General features: G+C 58.8%; 13 protein-coding genes. 8 read left to right on the forward strand and 5 right to left on the reverse strand.

The features are described from left to right. The first annotated feature begins 41 nt into the window (after positions 1-41). Together ACSQ8V_RS24840 and gcvA are read left to right on the forward strand one after the other, a co-directional pair. Entirely contained in the window at positions 42-2432 is a 2391-nt protein-coding gene (locus tag ACSQ8V_RS24840) for a PIG-L family deacetylase (protein WP_436207465.1), read from the forward strand. Between the two features lie 516 nt (positions 2433-2948). Further along, complete coding sequence (gene gcvA, locus ACSQ8V_RS24845) at positions 2949-3839, forward strand: transcriptional regulator GcvA (protein ID WP_436207466.1); 891 nt, start codon at positions 2949-2951, stop codon at positions 3837-3839. A 147-nt stretch (positions 3840-3986) separates the two neighbouring features. On the opposite strand, the gene ACSQ8V_RS24850 is transcribed toward gcvA, so the two are convergent. Then, complete coding sequence (locus ACSQ8V_RS24850; RefSeq protein WP_436207467.1) at positions 3987-4766, reverse strand: alpha/beta hydrolase; 780 nt, start codon at positions 4764-4766, stop codon at positions 3987-3989. Positions 4767-4999: 233 nt separating this feature from the next. Here ACSQ8V_RS24850 and ACSQ8V_RS24855 point away from each other — a divergent pair, with 233 nt between their 5' ends. After that, positions 5000-6283, forward strand: a complete 1284-nt coding sequence (locus tag ACSQ8V_RS24855) for a tetratricopeptide repeat protein (protein ID WP_436207468.1) — start codon at positions 5000-5002, stop codon at positions 6281-6283. 49 nt (positions 6284-6332) lie between these two features. Here ACSQ8V_RS24855 and ACSQ8V_RS24860 read toward each other — a convergent pair whose 3' ends face one another. The 3 genes from ACSQ8V_RS24860 to ACSQ8V_RS24870 all read right to left on the reverse strand — a co-directional run bounded on the left by ACSQ8V_RS24860 (position 6333) and on the right by ACSQ8V_RS24870 (position 9819). Beyond that, positions 6333-7142 (reverse strand): hypothetical protein, encoded by an 810-nt coding sequence (locus tag ACSQ8V_RS24860; RefSeq protein WP_436207469.1) that lies wholly within the window; start codon positions 7140-7142, stop codon positions 6333-6335. Between the two features lie 50 nt (positions 7143-7192). Beyond that, entirely contained in the window at positions 7193-8575 is a 1383-nt protein-coding gene (locus ACSQ8V_RS24865; protein WP_436207470.1) for a sigma 54-interacting transcriptional regulator, read from the reverse strand. A 410-nt stretch (positions 8576-8985) separates the two neighbouring features. After that, positions 8986-9819, reverse strand: a complete 834-nt coding sequence (locus tag ACSQ8V_RS24870; RefSeq protein WP_436207471.1) for an NAD(P)H-binding protein — start codon at positions 9817-9819, stop codon at positions 8986-8988. A gap of 155 nt (positions 9820-9974) precedes the next feature. Here ACSQ8V_RS24870 and ACSQ8V_RS24875 point away from each other — a divergent pair, with 155 nt between their 5' ends. From ACSQ8V_RS24875 to ACSQ8V_RS24895, 5 genes are all read left to right on the forward strand, one after another. Beyond that, positions 9975-10967, forward strand: coding sequence for an AraC family transcriptional regulator (locus ACSQ8V_RS24875; RefSeq protein ID WP_436207472.1), 993 nt, complete (start codon positions 9975-9977; stop codon positions 10965-10967). Between the two features lie 196 nt (positions 10968-11163). Continuing rightward, the gene (locus tag ACSQ8V_RS24880; RefSeq protein WP_436184342.1) at positions 11164-11589 is read left to right on the forward strand and encodes a phasin family protein; all 426 of its coding nucleotides are present in this window, start codon (positions 11164-11166) and stop codon (positions 11587-11589) included. A gap of 243 nt (positions 11590-11832) precedes the next feature. Then, a complete protein-coding gene (locus ACSQ8V_RS24885; RefSeq protein ID WP_436207473.1) occupies positions 11833-12432 on the forward strand; it encodes a carboxymuconolactone decarboxylase family protein in 600 nt (199 codons plus the stop codon). Between the two features lie 234 nt (positions 12433-12666). Next, positions 12667-13518, forward strand: coding sequence for a helix-turn-helix domain-containing protein (locus tag ACSQ8V_RS24890; RefSeq protein ID WP_436207474.1), 852 nt, complete (start codon positions 12667-12669; stop codon positions 13516-13518). Between the two features lie 55 nt (positions 13519-13573). After that, positions 13574-14551: an aldo/keto reductase gene (locus ACSQ8V_RS24895; protein WP_436207475.1), complete on the forward strand. Its 978-nt coding sequence runs from the start codon at positions 13574-13576 to the stop codon at positions 14549-14551. A gap of 206 nt (positions 14552-14757) precedes the next feature. On the opposite strand, the gene ACSQ8V_RS24900 is transcribed toward ACSQ8V_RS24895, so the two are convergent. Further along, entirely contained in the window at positions 14758-15306 is a 549-nt protein-coding gene (locus tag ACSQ8V_RS24900; RefSeq protein ID WP_436207476.1) for a hypothetical protein, read from the reverse strand. Between the last annotated feature and the right edge of the window lie 125 nt (positions 15307-15431).

Raw genomic sequence — 15431 nt, forward strand, 5'->3', positions numbered from 1 at the left:
CCACATTATATGGGCCAAGAAAAATTTCATACGGGGTTGTGATGCGAATACGCCGTCGGATACGGGCATCGGCTGCTGCGCTATTGCTATTGATCGTCGGGGTGGGCACGCTGTTCACGCCAGTCAGCGCACATGCGGCCGATTGCCATGCCGGCACGCTCGTCACTGTCGTTGCTCACCTAGACGACGACCTGCTTTTCGTCAATCCGGGCATCAGCGACAAGCTTCAGGCGGGCTGGTGCGTCACGACCGTGCACTTGATTGGTGGTGCTAATGGTGCGAATTTCGACTACGTGAAGCTGCGCGAAAAAGGCACGCGTCTCGCTTATGCGCGCATGGCGGGCGTAGCGGATGACTGGATCGAATCCACCGTCGTGTTCGCCGGCAAACCCGTGCACCAGATGGTGCTGAAACAGCAGCCGAGGGTGACCCTGCTGGAACTGCGGATGCCGGGTGGTGCGGTACGCGGTGGCAAGGTGCCGTTGGGCCTGATGTGGGACCAGGGCGAGACCATCAGCACTTATCCCATCAACAACGACGGCTCCAATGCCACGCACTATGACCGCGCGGAGACGGTCGCCACGCTCAAGCAGATCCTCGCTCCCGCGACCTTGATCTATACGCTCAACCCGGACACCGTGCCGTTCATCGAGCACCCGGATCACATCTATTCCGCACGGATCACGCGCGTGGTTGCCCAGAGCCTCAACCGGAACATTCCGATTGGTTATCACGTCACGTATCCCACCGGCGGCATGCCGAAGAACCTGAGCGGCGGCGAGACCCAGATGAAGCGCGATGACGTGGCGTCCTACTTTGCTATCGATGGTGACGACAACGGCGAGCACGTCTTCGGTGAGTATCAGTGGGACGGAAACTGGGTAGCACGCCGCTACTGGACCGAGTCGAGTTCAAGCGCAGCTGGGCTCGAGTTCCGGCCGCGCTCGAGCAACCTCGTGAACGAGTACTCGAGCCAGTGCCTGACCTCGGCCGGCATGAACGGCAGGCCGACACTCGCCGGTTGCTCGGGCGCGAAGACACAGGACTGGCACTGGCAACCGGTACCGGCCATGCCGGGAACGAAGAACAACTCGCAACTCGTCGATGAATCCACGCAGCAGTGCGTGGCCGAACGCGGCGGCGACCTGATCGAAGAGCCGTGCAATCAGGACGAGGCGGCTCAGAAATGGACGCCGTGGGATTTCGGGCTCGTGTACACCCCGCTCGGTCACTGCCTCGCCGGGCATAACGGTGTGCTGTCGGCCGGCCATTGCTTGTCGCTGACAGCGGAATCGCGATGGGCGCCCACGCCTCATTCGCAATGGACCGACCTGCGCCAGGACGCCGCAATGTACGGCAACGTTCGAGGGACCGTGGACGGTGAGAAGCCTATCAGTACGGTTTATGTCCAACGGCGTCGGGACGGGCCGGGCTTCAACGTATGGGTAGCAGGCTTTTCGCGGTTGCCGACCGCCGCGCCGTGGTATCTGAACGCGGTGCCGTTCAACCCGCATGCCGGCACACCCACGTGCGCCGGTGACACCCTCTGCTTCGACAGCGTGCGTTTCCTGCTGGGTGACTTCGAAGGCACGGGTCGCGATGACCTGATGGTGATTGCGCCACGCAACGGCGGCACGGCTTTCTGGCTGATGCGCAGCACCGGCACGCGCTTCGAAGCGCCGCGTCTCTGGTATCAGACCTCCTCGGCGTTGACGCCTGCCAGCGCACAGCAATACGTAGCCGGAGACTTCGATGGCAGCGGCCGCGCCGGCGTGATGATCGCGCAAAAACGCAGCGACGCCACGCTCGACCTTTGGGTTATCGCCAGCGAGGGTTTGGCCGGGCATACGCCGGCACTCTGGATGAAAGCAAGCGGACTTGGCGCGAATGCGCGCTTTCTGCCGGCTCACGTCGCCGGATCGCAGCACACCGGTTTGATTGCGATAGAAACCGTGAATTCGGCGATGGCCGTGACGCAACTCGCGAGTTCGGGCGGCGCGTTTGCCGGACGCTTGCGCGGTAACACCTTTGCGGAATTCGCACCCGCGTTCGCCAAGGTGGTCGCGGGCGACGTGGACGGCGATGGCATCGATGATCTGGTCGTGCTCCAGCCTCGCGGCGATGGACCCGATATCAATGTATGGCGGATGAAGGGCGGCACGATATTGGGCGACGCGGTCAAGGTCGGCACTATTCATGAATCGTCTTATGCCGATGCGGTTCCTGCTCTTGTGAGGCGGGGGCGTGGTGAGACGCTGATGCTCTTCAAGCGCGCGAATGCGAAGCTCGGTGGGTTCTATTTCACTGGGGGGGCGCCGAGTCTTATTGGTTATGATTTGAGTGCTTCGTTTAAGCTGGGGTCGGCGGATATTTGGGGCGACCTGCCTGGGCTGTTTTCGGAGGCGTTGTGGGTCAATATGCTGGCGCAGTAAGGGGGGGCTCGCGCCGGTGGACGGGTTTGGGGTTTGGCGGGTTTGGGGTTAGCGGTCGGGGTCTATGCCGGGTTGGTGCTTTCGGCGTTAGTGGTCTGCGAGAGTCGGATTTTCTCTTTATCACTATTAGCCACTGTGCGTGGCGGCACGTCATTTCTTTGTCCAAAGCGACAAAGAAACGAAGCAAAGAAAACGCTTTTAAACCACGCTACCCTAAGTGTCCACAGCGTGCAGTTTTGATTCATAGGTGCCCCAAAAGCACGGTGCTCGCCAGAGCCACCGATGTGTGAACCCCTCCTTCTCCGAACACCGATACCCACACGCTTCGCCACCAGTGATTGAACCTGCCCAAGGGGCACCCCGCGCTATCCGCGTAAGACCTCCCTCCATATGGACGCGTGGGGAGCCTCGGGACAAAGCGATTGCGTCAGGAAGCTTTTCCGGCGAATATATCTCTCTTGATAACCAGTGACAACCCGGAAAATCTCGCACTTCATGTTAGCAAAACTGATCTGAATGCGGCATCCCCTACCTCCGCTCAATGCGCTACGTGCCTTCGAAGCCGCCGCCCGTCTGGGTAGCTTCAAGGCAGCCGCAACCGAATTACATGTGACTCACGGCGCCGTGAGCCAGCATGTCCGTCTGCTGGAGGAGTGGCTGGGCGCACCCCTGTTTGAGCGGCATAACCGGCGCGTAGTCCTGACGCCGGCAGCCCGCGCCTACCTCGCCGAAATCGGGCCCGCATTCGAACAGGTCGCTTCCGCGACCGCAAGGTATGGCTACGTAGGCGGCGTATCGCCCCGCGTGCTGCGAGTGAACGGACCCGCCACGTTCGCGTTGCGTTGGCTAGTTCCAAGGCTCGCGGGTTTTCAGTCGCAGCATCCCGGCGTTGAGGTGAGCCTGGAGACGTCGAATGAGCCGGTGGAAGCCCTGCAAGACACTTACGACATTATCATTCGCGGCGGCCCCGATACATTCTACGGTTATTCAATGCGCCCCTTCTTGTCAGAGGAACGTCTGCCCGTCTGCAGTCCCGCGTTGCTGGATCAACGGCCGCTCAAAACGCCACGTGACCTGATCCATCACACGCTACTGCATACATCAAGTCTGCCAAGGTTATGGAGCGACTGGCTCGCCCGAGCAGACGTCGCCGATCTCAAACCCGCCACGACGCTGACACTCGATCATTTTTATCTCACGCTGCAAGCCGCACTCGACGGCATAGGCGTGGCAATGGGACCAACCGCCCTGATAGCAGATGACCTGGCATGCGGCCGTCTTGTCGCGCCATTCGCCGGCCCCCTTCTTCCTGCACGCAGTTACTGTACTTATGTGCCGGAAGCTAAGGAAACGGACGCGCTTGTGGTCGCCTTCTGCTCGTGGTTGGAACGAGAAGCCAGTACTTAAGCGGTGCGTGGCAAAAACATCAAAAGCCAGCAGGGAATGGATCGTGGAAAGATACGGCTACGTCATTTTATAAGTATTACTATCTATATAAAATCTAGCCGTCCCACGATCCATGCCCTGCACCGCCCTTCGCTTTATAAATGAAGCTTATTCCTGCGCGTGCTCGGCAGCTTGTTCAATCAAGGCCGCCACTTCGTTGGGATGCGACTCATACACCGAGTGACTCGCGCCGGTAATCTCGACGGTATGGCTATGAGCACGGGCTGCGTACATCCGTTCCAGGTCGGGATTGATGATCTTGTCGGATTTCGCGACCATGTACCAGCTAGGTTTCACCTTCCACGCCGGATCGGTCATGGGGGTCGCGAAGACCGTGGCCGACGTCGGCATCTGTGCCCGGGCTTCAAACTCGGCTTGCTTCAGCGGCAGGTCCGCGGCGAAGTCGCCCGGGTAGTTGGCCGGATCAAGGAACAGGAAACCATCCGGTGTTTTCACAAGCGGGTGCGCGGAGTTCGGAAACTTCTTGCCGTTGCCAACCTCGGTCTCGCCGGTGTCCAACGCATGAGCCGCGATGTAGACCAGACCGGCGACATGCGGATCGTTCCCGGCTGACGTGATGATCGCGCCGCCGTAACTATGGCCGACTAAAATGGCCGGGCCATCCTGACGATCGAGAATACGTTTTGTGGCGGTCACGTCTTCCGCAAACGACGTCAACGGTTCCTGGACCAGCGTCACGTTATAGCCATCCTTGGTCAGGATATCGTAGACAGGTCTCCAACCCGAGCCACCAACAAACGCACCGTGGACCAGCACGATGTTCTTGACAGGACCTTTAGCGGATTGAGTCTGTTGAGCCATGGCGCCAACTGAAATGAACGCACTGGCAATGATCGACAAAAGTAACGTAGCGCGACGGATTTTCATTTTTTAATTCCTGGGAAGTTTGTGGTTTGCAATGGGACGAACACACCTACCCATCCCTCTATTCCCGTCGCAATGAAATATTTTTGAATTCCCCCTTCGCACGCAACACGCGCCACGTTTTATCTGATGTGCTTCGTTGCCCCCGCGCCCTGTGCACGGTTAGTATTTTGTAATCGGCGCCTGATACAAGAGCCGTAACGCTTGCCAACGTCTGCTGCGAACAAGACAGCCCCATGAACCGCAAAACCCTCGCCGGCCGCGAACACACGGACCATCAGCTTGTCGAGTCAGCATCGCGAGCCTGGCAACAGGGCGACCTGACGAAGGCAGAACACGCTTACCGCAGCGTGCTCGAAAGGGATGATCGCAATGGCCTGGCTCACAACAACCTGGCGAATCTCTTGCGGCAATGCGGACGGTTCAGCGAAGCCGAAGCGCACTATTGTCGCGCGCTCGAACAGATGCCGGATTCCGCGGAGATCAGGAATAACCGCGCCGGCACACTCGAAAGACTTCATCACTATGAACAGGCGGAGATCGAATATCGCCGTGCGCTCGAACTGAAGCCGGATTTCGCCGAGGCCCGCTTCAATCTGGGGATGCTTCTTCTATCCGCCGGGCGTTATACGGAAGGCTGGCAATACTACGAAGCGCGATCGGAAGTGTTTGGAGAACACGGGCAGTTGCCTTTCCCTCAATGGAACGGCGAGGACCTGAAGGGCAAGACCCTGTTGCTCTTGCCGGAGCAAGGATACGGCGACACCATACAGTTCGTCCGTTATGTGCCGCTGCTTAAAGCGCGAGGCGCGGCAAAGATATCGGTGATCTGCAAACCGGTACTCGCGCCACTGCTGCGCACGGTGGAAGGTATCGACGCACTGGTGACGGACCCTCAGGCGCTTCACGTTCACGATTACTGGGCTTCGCTGATGAGCCTACCCTGGCGCACGGGCACGACAGTCGAGTCGATCCCGGCGAAGATTCCCTATGTCGGTGTATTCACCAACCGTCTGGAGATGTGGCGAGCACGACTACCCGGCGACGGCTTGCGCGTGGGGCTGGTTTGGAAAGGTAACGCCGGGCACGACAACGATGCACAACGGTCGTTGAGCCATTTTTCCGATCTGACGCCACTGTGGTCCGTCAGTGGAATTCGCTTTATCAGCCTGCAAGTGGGGGATGTGGAAACGCAGGCCGACGAATGCAACATGCTGCAACCCACTCTTTGCCTGGGACGGGAGATTCGCGATTTCGGCGATACCGCAGCCATTGTCGCGCAACTCAATCTTGTCATCTGCGTCGATACAGCGATCGCTCACGTGGCCGGCGCGTTGGGCGTTGCGTGCTGGTTGATGTTGCCACAGACAGGAGTCGACTGGCGCTGGCACCGGACGGGGACCGGGTCACCCTGGTACCCCAACGATATGTATCTGTTTCGCCAGCGTCAGGCGGGTTGGCCGGCCTTGATCGACGAGGTGAAAGACGCTCTGGCCGACATCATGCGAAGCGCTCGTTAGCCACACGCTTGGCGCTTGATCTATCGCATCCGCTGAACGCTGCCAAGCGCTATTCATCGTGAGCCTTGCCGGTTTCCTTCGCCGCCCGCGCAACCAGATGTTTTGCTTCCCAGCTCGATGCATCGATCGCGGACGCTTGCGTCGCATTGTCGGCAACGCATTGCCAGTCACCAAGCGCACGGCAATGCCACGCGTGGTGCAGCAATGCATCGCGTGCATGTTCGCGGCTGGCGAGGTCGGTGCGCATCTGTTCTAACTGATTGCTGTCTCCACTGCTCACCAATATCCCGGCGAGACGCCGGCGCGCCACTGCCAGACTCCCGCCCTGCAGCGCGTGATAGAACGCGCTGACATCGGACTGCGGTGTTCGCGCGGTTTCATCGCTGGCATGCTGGCGACCATTCAATAGCGATGGTTGCGTCGGCAGAACGCTATTGCCCTGTGTCATCACCGGTCCACTTTGGACGAGCGGCTCTGTTGCCGTCAAGTGTGTCTCATCGGCTTGCGGGTTAAAACCGAAGCCCGCAAGATAGGGTTCGGTCAATGCATAAGCAATCAGCGCACCGGCGCCCATCGCGCATGCAAACGCAATTCGTGCCGTGCGCCGCCTGCTTGCCCGATCGGAAAGAAGTGCGGTTTCCGCTAGCCCCGGATACGTGCCCCGTGAACGCGTGCGACGCGATACGCCGCGCGAACTACCTTTCTTCGCGTTCGAAGGGGAAGAAAAATTCGCCAGCCGCTGCATGATGGTTGGCGTTTTGCCGCATCGACTGCATTGTTGCCCACTACCGGAATACGTGTTTCCGCATCGATCGCAGGTGGTCCATGCAATGTGATCAACTGATCCAAGCACGCGCATAGGATTCTCCATCACTTACATTCAGGGTTCATCGGCTGCCTCAGGAAGCTTTACTCGTAGTCGCTCGGATCGGTCGAATCGTGTGCTTCGTCAATGGCTGCACGCGTGGGTATTCCCAGCTCCTGCATCAACCGGTGCAGATGCACACGCGAAATGCCAAGGCTGCGGGCGGCGTCGACAACCCGGCCTTTGTGCACGAAGAGCGCGACCTCTATCGCCCTTCTGTCCGCTGACGCCCGTGCTTCCCTAAGCGAGTCCGGCGCGAGCGCGACATGCTCCGCCAGTTCAAGGTCGTGAGCGGTGATGAACTTGCCTTCGGACAAAACGATCGCGCGGCGGACACGATTGATCAGTTCCCGAACGTTCCCGGGCCAGCCGTAGTTATGCAACGCTGCAATTGCGTCCGGAGCGAAGCCATGTATCCTGCGCGCGCGTTCACCTTTAAACCGTTCAAGTGCGTGCGTCGCAAGCGCGGTGATGTCTTTGCCTCTCACGCGAAGAGGCGGCTCCCTCACCTGAAGCACGCAAAGCCGGAAGAAAAGGTCTGCCCTGAACCTGCCCTCCTCCACGGCAGCTTGCATGTCCTGGTGCGTTGCCGTGATCACCCGTACGTTCACGTCGATAGACTCAAGGCCACCCAGGCGTTCGATCCTGCGTTCCTGGATAAAGCGCAACAACGCGGCCTGACTCTCATGCGGCAGGTCGCCAATTTCGTCGAGGAACAACGTTCCGCCATGCGCCTGCTCGACTCGCCCTATCTTGCGCTGCGTGGCACCTGTGAACGCTCCGCGTTCGTAGCCGAACAATTCCGAATGCAGGAGATCAGGTGGAACGGCGCCGCAGTTTACCGCCACGAAGGGCATATCACGGCGCGCCGATCGCGCGTGAATCATTTGCGCGGTCAACTCCTTGCCGGTTCCTGACTCGCCTGAAATAAACACTGTTGCATCGGTCGCGGCCACCTTTCGAATGGCCCGATGAAGTTCCAGCATGGCCTCGGAAGAACCTAGCATGCCGCTGCTTGTCGCATCGTCAAGATCCGGCGGTTCCACCTCGGAACGAAGAACCTCCATACCAATGGCCTGCCCAACTACATTCACGATCCGCTCATGCGATGTCGGCAGCGTTACAAAGTCGAAGCAATGTGCCGCAATGACGTCTCGAACGGCCGTCCACTTTCGCGTCTCTTGCGATACCAGCGCAACCCATGCAACCAGTACGGATCGCGAGAGTTGTTCGACCCTTGCAATCCGGCCCTCGTGGACACCGTCTGTTAAATCGAGCAGCCCGGCCATGGGCGCACGCGCCAGCTTCGCCGCCGTGTTAGCACCCATGGCCGGTACGACAAGCCACGCGCGCTCACTGAGGCGCCTTAGAAGTGATTCGTTTGGCTTACCTCCAATATATAGAAGCGTGCGATGTGCGCTGTCCATGTCGTAAGCGATTCTCTGGTAGACCCTTCTTTACATCTTTAGTGTCGACGGCTTTCAACACTCACCATCGACCGGCGGCATTTATCATCTGGATCGGTTGTGGACGAAAAGAGAGAACCCATAGCAACGCGCGTGCCCCGTAGCAAAGCGCATGCGCGCTGGCAGGTAACAATTTGATCCACCGGATTTGTCGTCTTGTTGCCATCCTAGCGGGGCGAATTCACGACAGGTGAAACCAAAAGTTAAGTTGCGTTTCCGTCGATGGGAAAACGTCGCTATATGTAACCAGAGCACCTTGGCATTAGATGAGCGTTAGACACGATGTAGACGCGGGCATCATCACGCCCATGAAGGTGTTGGGGAATTGTTCTAACGGGTTTTCGCTCGCACCGGCGGACGGGACGAGTCAATTAACCTTGCCCATTACCCCAGATTCCCGTTGCCGCCGTTTCCCGCACGTAGTCGCTGAAATCGCGCGGAGCGCGTCCGAGCGCGCGGATGATACCGTCCGTCACGGAGGCGTTTCGGCCGTCGAGTACGTCCGTGAAGAGATAGGAGACAAGCTCGACAATTTGCGCCGGAAGCCGGGCTTCTTCGAGCGCAGCGGCGTACTCCGTCATGGACACCCGCGTGAAGCGGATCGGCCGCCCGGATGCTTGCGCAATCTGCGCGATCGCTTCAGCGAACGTCACCAGGCGCGGACCCGTGAGTTCGTAAAGTTGCCCTGCATGACCCTCCTGCGTCAGCGCGGCTATCGCAACATCGGCTATGTCCTCAACATCGACAAACGGCTCGCCAATATCCGCGACGGGCAATGCGAACTCGCCGTCGCGTATCGGCTCCAGGAAATGCGCCTCGCTGAAGTTCTGAGCGAACCAGCTCGCGCGCAGCAGCGTCCACTCGACGCCGGAACTGCGCACGATGTCTTCACAGCGTTGCGCTTCCGGCTCGCCCCGCCCGGAGAGCAGCACAAGGCGCCGCACGCCGCTTGACACCGCCAGGTCGGTGAATGACTGGATCGCGTTCGTTGCGCCAGCGACCGACAGATCCGGGTAGTAGCAAACGTAGACGGCCTTGATGCCTTCGAGCACCGGCACCCACGTTGACGGATCATTCCAGTCAAAGGACCGCGTGGCGGACCGGGAACCGTGCCGCACGGGCAGATTGCGAGCCGCAAGACGCTCCGCTATCCGACGACCGGTCTTGCCTGTGCTTCCGAGCACCAGGATAGGTTCTGTATTCATGGATCACTCCTCCAGATAAACGCCGCATCGTGCGGTAACCGTGAATCCAGAGTAATGTCATAAAGTGCGACGAACAATGGCATTACGTCCTTGTTTCATGCTCATTCGTCCATTGGAATGGACGTGCCGATATCCCGCTGAATGACACTAATCCGATGATCGACCTGCCCGCACCCGAAGATCCGCTCGGCGAAGCGCTGCACTTCCTGCGCATGAGCGGCACCTTTTATTGCCGGTCCGAGTTCACCGCACCGTGGGCCCTGGAACTGCCGGCGTTCGAGCAATGCCTGATGTTTCATGTCGTCACGGCAGGAGAGTGCCTGCTGGAAGTGGACGGTATCGAACCTCGCCTGCTGCGTCCCGGGCACCTCGCCCTTGTTCCCCACGGTGCGGGGCATCGCCTGATGAGCGGCGCGGGCGTCCCGGCGGGAAAACTCTTCGACCTGCCGCGCGACGCAATCAGCAACCGGTACGAAGTTCTCCGCCACGGAGAAGGCGGCGCGGCCACGACCATGATCTGCGCCGTCGTCCGTTTCGATCACCCGGCGGCGCATCAACTGATTCGTCTGTTGCCGCCGCTGATTTGCGTCGACACGTGGAAATCGCCGGAAACGGAATGGATCCAGAGCACGCTGCGATTCATCGCAGCGGAGGCGCAGCACCAGAACCCCGGAGGGGAAACGGTCATCACGCGGCTCGCCGACATTCTCGTGATCCAGGCTATCCGGTCCTGGATCGCCTACGACCGCCAGGCACAGACGGGATGGCTCGGCGCAATGCGCGACAAGCAGATCGGGCGAGCTATCGCGATGATTCATCGTGATCCCGTGAGCAACTGGACGGTGGCGTCGCTGGCAAACGCTGTCGGCATGTCACGCTCGGCGTTCTCCGCGCGCTTCACGCAACTCGTCGGCGAACCGGCCATGCATTACGCCGCGCGATGGAAAATGCAGGCGGCGCTCACGCGGCTGCGAGAGACGGATTCATCGCTGGCAGAATTGGCAAACGCCCTTGGATATGACTCTGAAGCCGCCTTCAGCCGGGCATTCAAGCGAATCATGGGTCTTTCGCCCGGGGCGGCGCGACGCACTGCGCGAAACGGCGCCGCGCTTGCGGTGCATGACGCCATGAACCTTGCAATAGGCTAAGACCGTGCCGAATAGTGCCTGCCGCATGATCCTTTCTGACAGTCAGATAAGCCGAGACTGTCGTCCTGTGCGCGTTTTCCCTTGGATTCAGTAAAGATCGTTAGCCTGTACTATCGAAAGAGCGTTGGGCGCCACCCTCCACGCCTGAGGAGCGCTGACGTTTCCGCGAACGTGAACATATCTTAGGGAGAGGCACATGACGAAGCCCGAGTACAGCGACCCGTTCAGTCAGTTTTCCGCGATGTTCCAGCAGTACAAACTTCCGGGATTCGACGTACAGGCAATTCTGGATGCGCGCAGAAAAGACGTCGAAGCCCTGGCGGCCGCGAACCGCGTTGCATTCGGCGGCATGGAAGCCCTTCGAGATAAACAGATCGAGATCCTGCGCCGGGCCCTCAATGACTTCCAGGGTATCGCGCAGCAGTTTGCCACCTCTCCGGCCAAAGCATCGTCGAATCCGACCGAAGTCGTTCAAAAGGCGCTGCATCAGGCGCTCGCCGATATGCAGGAAATCGCTCAGAAAACGCAGCAGGCTCAGACCGAAGCGTATGCGATTGTGACAAAGCGAATTGAAGAGGCGGCCAAGGAATTGAAGTCGTCGCTGGAGCAACCTAAGGAGTAGCCCAAGCGAGGTGCCAAGCAGGGCCTCACCGGGAACGTGACCGCCGTTCCCGGTTTTCTTCACTCTATCCGCTTCATTCGAGCTTCATTCAAGCTTCATTCCCCCTTCGAAAGAACTCCGCGCTGCCGGCCAACCGCGGACGTAGACCCGTCTTTATTACATCCGAGGTAATTGAACGTATTCGTGCGATCGCTAAGATGGCAGTCATCTGCTTGCGGTATCAGCGTTGAAAAAAAGCATCGCATGGAGATACATACAGAGTCTCGTTCAACCAATGGAAAGGAGTTAGGAATGCATAGCTTTACACTTCACACGATCGAATCAGCGCCGGAAAAATCCAAACCGACATTGCATGCGCTGGAACAGAAATTCGGCTTTTTGCCAAACGTAATGGCAACCATGGCGGGGAACCCCGTTCTCCTCAACGGCTTTGCCGGCAGCTTCGGAAGCTTTCACGGAGGAAGCCTCGACGAGTGCGAGAAGCAGGTCCTGCTGCTCACAAACGCGGTCACGATCAAGTGCCCGTGGACCGTTGCGGCTCACTCCACGTTCGCCCTTGAGGACGGCATGAGGGAGTCCGACGTCAAGGCGATCCGCGAGGGAAGACTGCCGGACGACCCGAAATACGCGGCGTTGTCGCGCATGACCAAAGCCCTGATCGAAAAGCGAGGAAATGTGGCCGAGGAAGATATCGAAAGGTTTACTTCCGCCGGATATTCGCCGCTTCAGATCTTCGAGGTAATCACCAGCATTGGTGTGTCCACCATGGCCGCCACTACGACAAACATGGCCGGTACGCCTGTCGAAGAGCGCTTTAAGGCTCAGGCATGGACACCTGCCTGACGAGAGGACCGTCACTGAGCGGAAACGATCGCGCAGGGTTCGTTTCGCACCGAACCCTGCGCGATTGCTGTAATTGCCGCAACCGCCGGCACGACCGGGTGCCGGCCTGTCGATTTGGCGAGTTAAGAGTATTCTTGTCTGCTGGATCGAGAGAGCGCGAACGTTGGCGATAGCCTTATGCCCCCGCGGTCGATCACGACTCTTCACCTGAACCCTGTTGCGAACGAGAGACCAATGAATTCTGCGCGCCTCAACACCAGGCCGCCTGCCAACGAACTCGGTTTGCTGCTGCGCCAATGGCGCGATATGCGCGGCAGAAGTCAGTTTGAGTTATCTCTTGATGCGGGCGTGTCGCAACGGCACATCAGCTTTATCGAAAGCGGGCGCAGCGTTCCGAGCCGTCAGATGCTAATGGATATTGCCCAGGCGCTGGACATTCCTCTTCGTGAACGCAATACATTATTACTGGCAGCCGGCTACGCTCCCATCTATCAGGAAAGCGGGTGGGACGCGCTCGAAATGCAGAGTGTGACCAGTGCGCTAGGGCGCATTTTGCGTCAGCATGAACCTTTTCCCGCGGTGGTAATGGACCGCTATTGGAACGTGCTCATGACCAATGACTCTGCGCCACGGTTCTTCAATTGGTTCATCAACCTGTCTGCGCGCAAGAGCCCTCGCAACATGCTGCATCTCATGTTCGATCCTGCAGGCATGCGCCCGTTTATTGCCAATTGGGAAGACGTTGCAAAAAGCCTGATCCAGCGTGTTTATCGCGAATCCGTTGGACGCGTTGTCGACGAAAAAACCCAGGAATTACTCGCCGCGCTGCTCGCCTACCCCGACGTGCCGACCGGGTGGAAATCCCTTCGGTCCCTGAGCGCCTCGGTCTCTACGCGCACTATGCCCGTCATCCCCATCAGCTTCGTCAAAGATGACAAAGTGCTGAGTTATTTTTCCATGATCACTACTGTTGGAACCCCGCAGACCGTCGCCGCGCAGGAACTGCGTATTGAATGTATGTTTCCGGCAGACGACCTCACAGAAACTCACCACGTCGCAATGCTTGGCAAGGTTGCAGCGGAGTAACGAAAGAATTACGTTCGCCATGCAAGACCCACTCGTTCATAGGAAGATATCTGCGATGAATTATCGAAAATTCGGTTCAACTGGCCTCGATGTTTCGCCACTCTGTCTCGGCTGCATGACCTATGGCACGCCCGATCGCGGCAATCACGCCTGGACACTCGACGAGGACAAAAGCCGTCCGCTGATCAAGCAGGCGCTGGATGCCGGCATCAATTTCTTCGATACCGCCAATGCCTATTCCGATGGAACATCGGAGGAAATTGTTGGCCGTGCGCTCAAGGAATTCGCCCACCGCGATGAGATCGTGATCGCCACCAAGGTCTTCAACCGCATGCGTCCCGGGCCAAACGGCGCGGGATTGTCACGCAAGGCGATCTTCGCTGAAATCGACAACAGCCTGCGGCGCCTGGGCACCGATTACGTCGACCTGTATCAGATACATAGATGGGATAACACCGTGCCTATCGAGGAAACGCTCGAAGCACTGCACGACGTCGTCAAGATGGGAAAGGCGCGGTATATCGGCGCCTCGTCCATGCATGCATGGCAGTTTTATAAGGCGCTTCATGTGTCGCGGGAGCATGGCTGGGTCGAGTTCGTCAGCATGCAGAATCACGTGAACTTGCTGTACCGCGAGGAGGAGCGCGAGATGTTGCCGCTATGCGCCGATCAGGGTAAGGCCGTGATTCCGTGGAGCCCGCTCGCGCGCGGTCGACTCACGCGCGACTGGAACGAAACCACCGAGCGGCAAAACACGGACAATTACGGCGAAACGCTCTATAAAGCGACACTCGACGCCGATCGTAAAGTGATCGACGCGGTAGCAAGCGTCGCCGCGGCGCGGGGGGTATCACGCGCCGTCGTGGCACTGGCATGGGTCGCGCAGAAGAGCCCGATAACGGCACCGATCATTGGTGCATCGAAACCGAATCATCTGACTGACGCCGTCGCGGCATTGTCGCTGAAGTTGACGGCAGATGAGATTGCGGCGCTGGAAGCGCCGTATGTGCCGCATCGGGTCGCGGGGATCTGAAACGCGGCATGGGCATGGGCATGGGCACGGCCGGGTAGCGCTTGCAGGCCGGTCCGTGCCATGCAGGACTGAAGGTCAAGTTCGCGACGAACGATTGATCATAAGGAGACCGCATGTTTTCGGGCAACCTGCCCCTCCCAATACGCCGGCGGCCGTGATCTTCAATCTCTCGCTTTGGTGAACCCGGGCCGCAGCGGGCAACCCATTTATTGCGGATAAACGCTCACGAGAAACTCTCCAAACGTATCGAATACCGGCCTGTTTTCGAGCACTACGTCGACTGTGGGCAATTCTGCATTTTCCTCTTCGACGACCATAAAGCAGAACTCGGGCGCCGCTGACGACAGCGCTGACCGGGCATCGGCCAGGTTCCGCTCCGCATCGAGAAGCAAGCTTGCCTCTTCCGCAGCCAACGGCCGTCCAGACGAAGGCGGACCTTTACGAATCATATGCACCGTCAGCTTTGCCTCGTTGAGCAACGCAGGGGGCACCAGGTGGAACTCGCAAAGCGAAAGCGTCCCCCGTGTCTCCGCAATCTCCAGCAAAAATTGCACGCCTTCATAACTCGCTGTGTATCGTTTCGCCTCGCCCGCCGCCGTGAACCCGCTTTTCGTAAAGTGATTCTTGAATTCGGTGACCGCCGTGCTTTTAGCCTGGACGACGGCTGCGTTCAACCGCTCGGCGAATTGCCTTTGCAACGGCCCGACCTGAGCCTTCAATTTTGCGATTTCTTTAACGGTTCGAAGATCCATCATTTTTCTCTGTGGGTTGCCAGGCGGGTGTGCCGTTCTGGCGAAAGGCCATTGGCACCGGATGCGGTTGCACCCGTTGCGTCAGGCCGGAAGTTCGACGTATCAGATACGCAAAACAGACTCATTCC

The organism is Caballeronia sp. LjRoot31 (assembly GCF_964253885.1).
Classification (GTDB): Bacteria; Pseudomonadota; Gammaproteobacteria; order Burkholderiales; family Burkholderiaceae; genus Caballeronia.

Excerpts from the sequence above, each read along its gene's own strand:
- ACSQ8V_RS24840 (WP_436207465.1), top strand. The coding sequence starts at position 42 with ATGCGAATACGCCGTCGGATACGGGCATCGGCTGCTGCGCTATTGCTA.
- gcvA (WP_436207466.1), top strand. The coding sequence starts at position 2,949 with ATGCGGCATCCCCTACCTCCGCTCAATGCGCTACGTGCCTTCGAAGCC.
- ACSQ8V_RS24850 (WP_436207467.1), bottom strand. The coding sequence starts at position 4,766 with ATGAAAATCCGTCGCGCTACGTTACTTTTGTCGATCATTGCCAGTGCG.
- ACSQ8V_RS24855 (WP_436207468.1), top strand. The coding sequence starts at position 5,000 with ATGAACCGCAAAACCCTCGCCGGCCGCGAACACACGGACCATCAGCTT.
- ACSQ8V_RS24860 (WP_436207469.1), bottom strand. The coding sequence starts at position 7,142 with ATGCGCGTGCTTGGATCAGTTGATCACATTGCATGGACCACCTGCGAT.
- ACSQ8V_RS24865 (WP_436207470.1), bottom strand. The coding sequence starts at position 8,575 with ATGGACAGCGCACATCGCACGCTTCTATATATTGGAGGTAAGCCAAAC.
- ACSQ8V_RS24870 (WP_436207471.1), bottom strand. The coding sequence starts at position 9,819 with ATGAATACAGAACCTATCCTGGTGCTCGGAAGCACAGGCAAGACCGGT.
- ACSQ8V_RS24875 (WP_436207472.1), top strand. The coding sequence starts at position 9,975 with ATGATCGACCTGCCCGCACCCGAAGATCCGCTCGGCGAAGCGCTGCAC.
- ACSQ8V_RS24880 (WP_436184342.1), top strand. The coding sequence starts at position 11,164 with ATGACGAAGCCCGAGTACAGCGACCCGTTCAGTCAGTTTTCCGCGATG.
- ACSQ8V_RS24885 (WP_436207473.1), top strand. The coding sequence starts at position 11,833 with ATGGAGATACATACAGAGTCTCGTTCAACCAATGGAAAGGAGTTAGGA.
- ACSQ8V_RS24890 (WP_436207474.1), top strand. The coding sequence starts at position 12,667 with ATGAATTCTGCGCGCCTCAACACCAGGCCGCCTGCCAACGAACTCGGT.
- ACSQ8V_RS24895 (WP_436207475.1), top strand. The coding sequence starts at position 13,574 with ATGAATTATCGAAAATTCGGTTCAACTGGCCTCGATGTTTCGCCACTC.
- ACSQ8V_RS24900 (WP_436207476.1), bottom strand. The coding sequence starts at position 15,306 with ATGATGGATCTTCGAACCGTTAAAGAAATCGCAAAATTGAAGGCTCAG.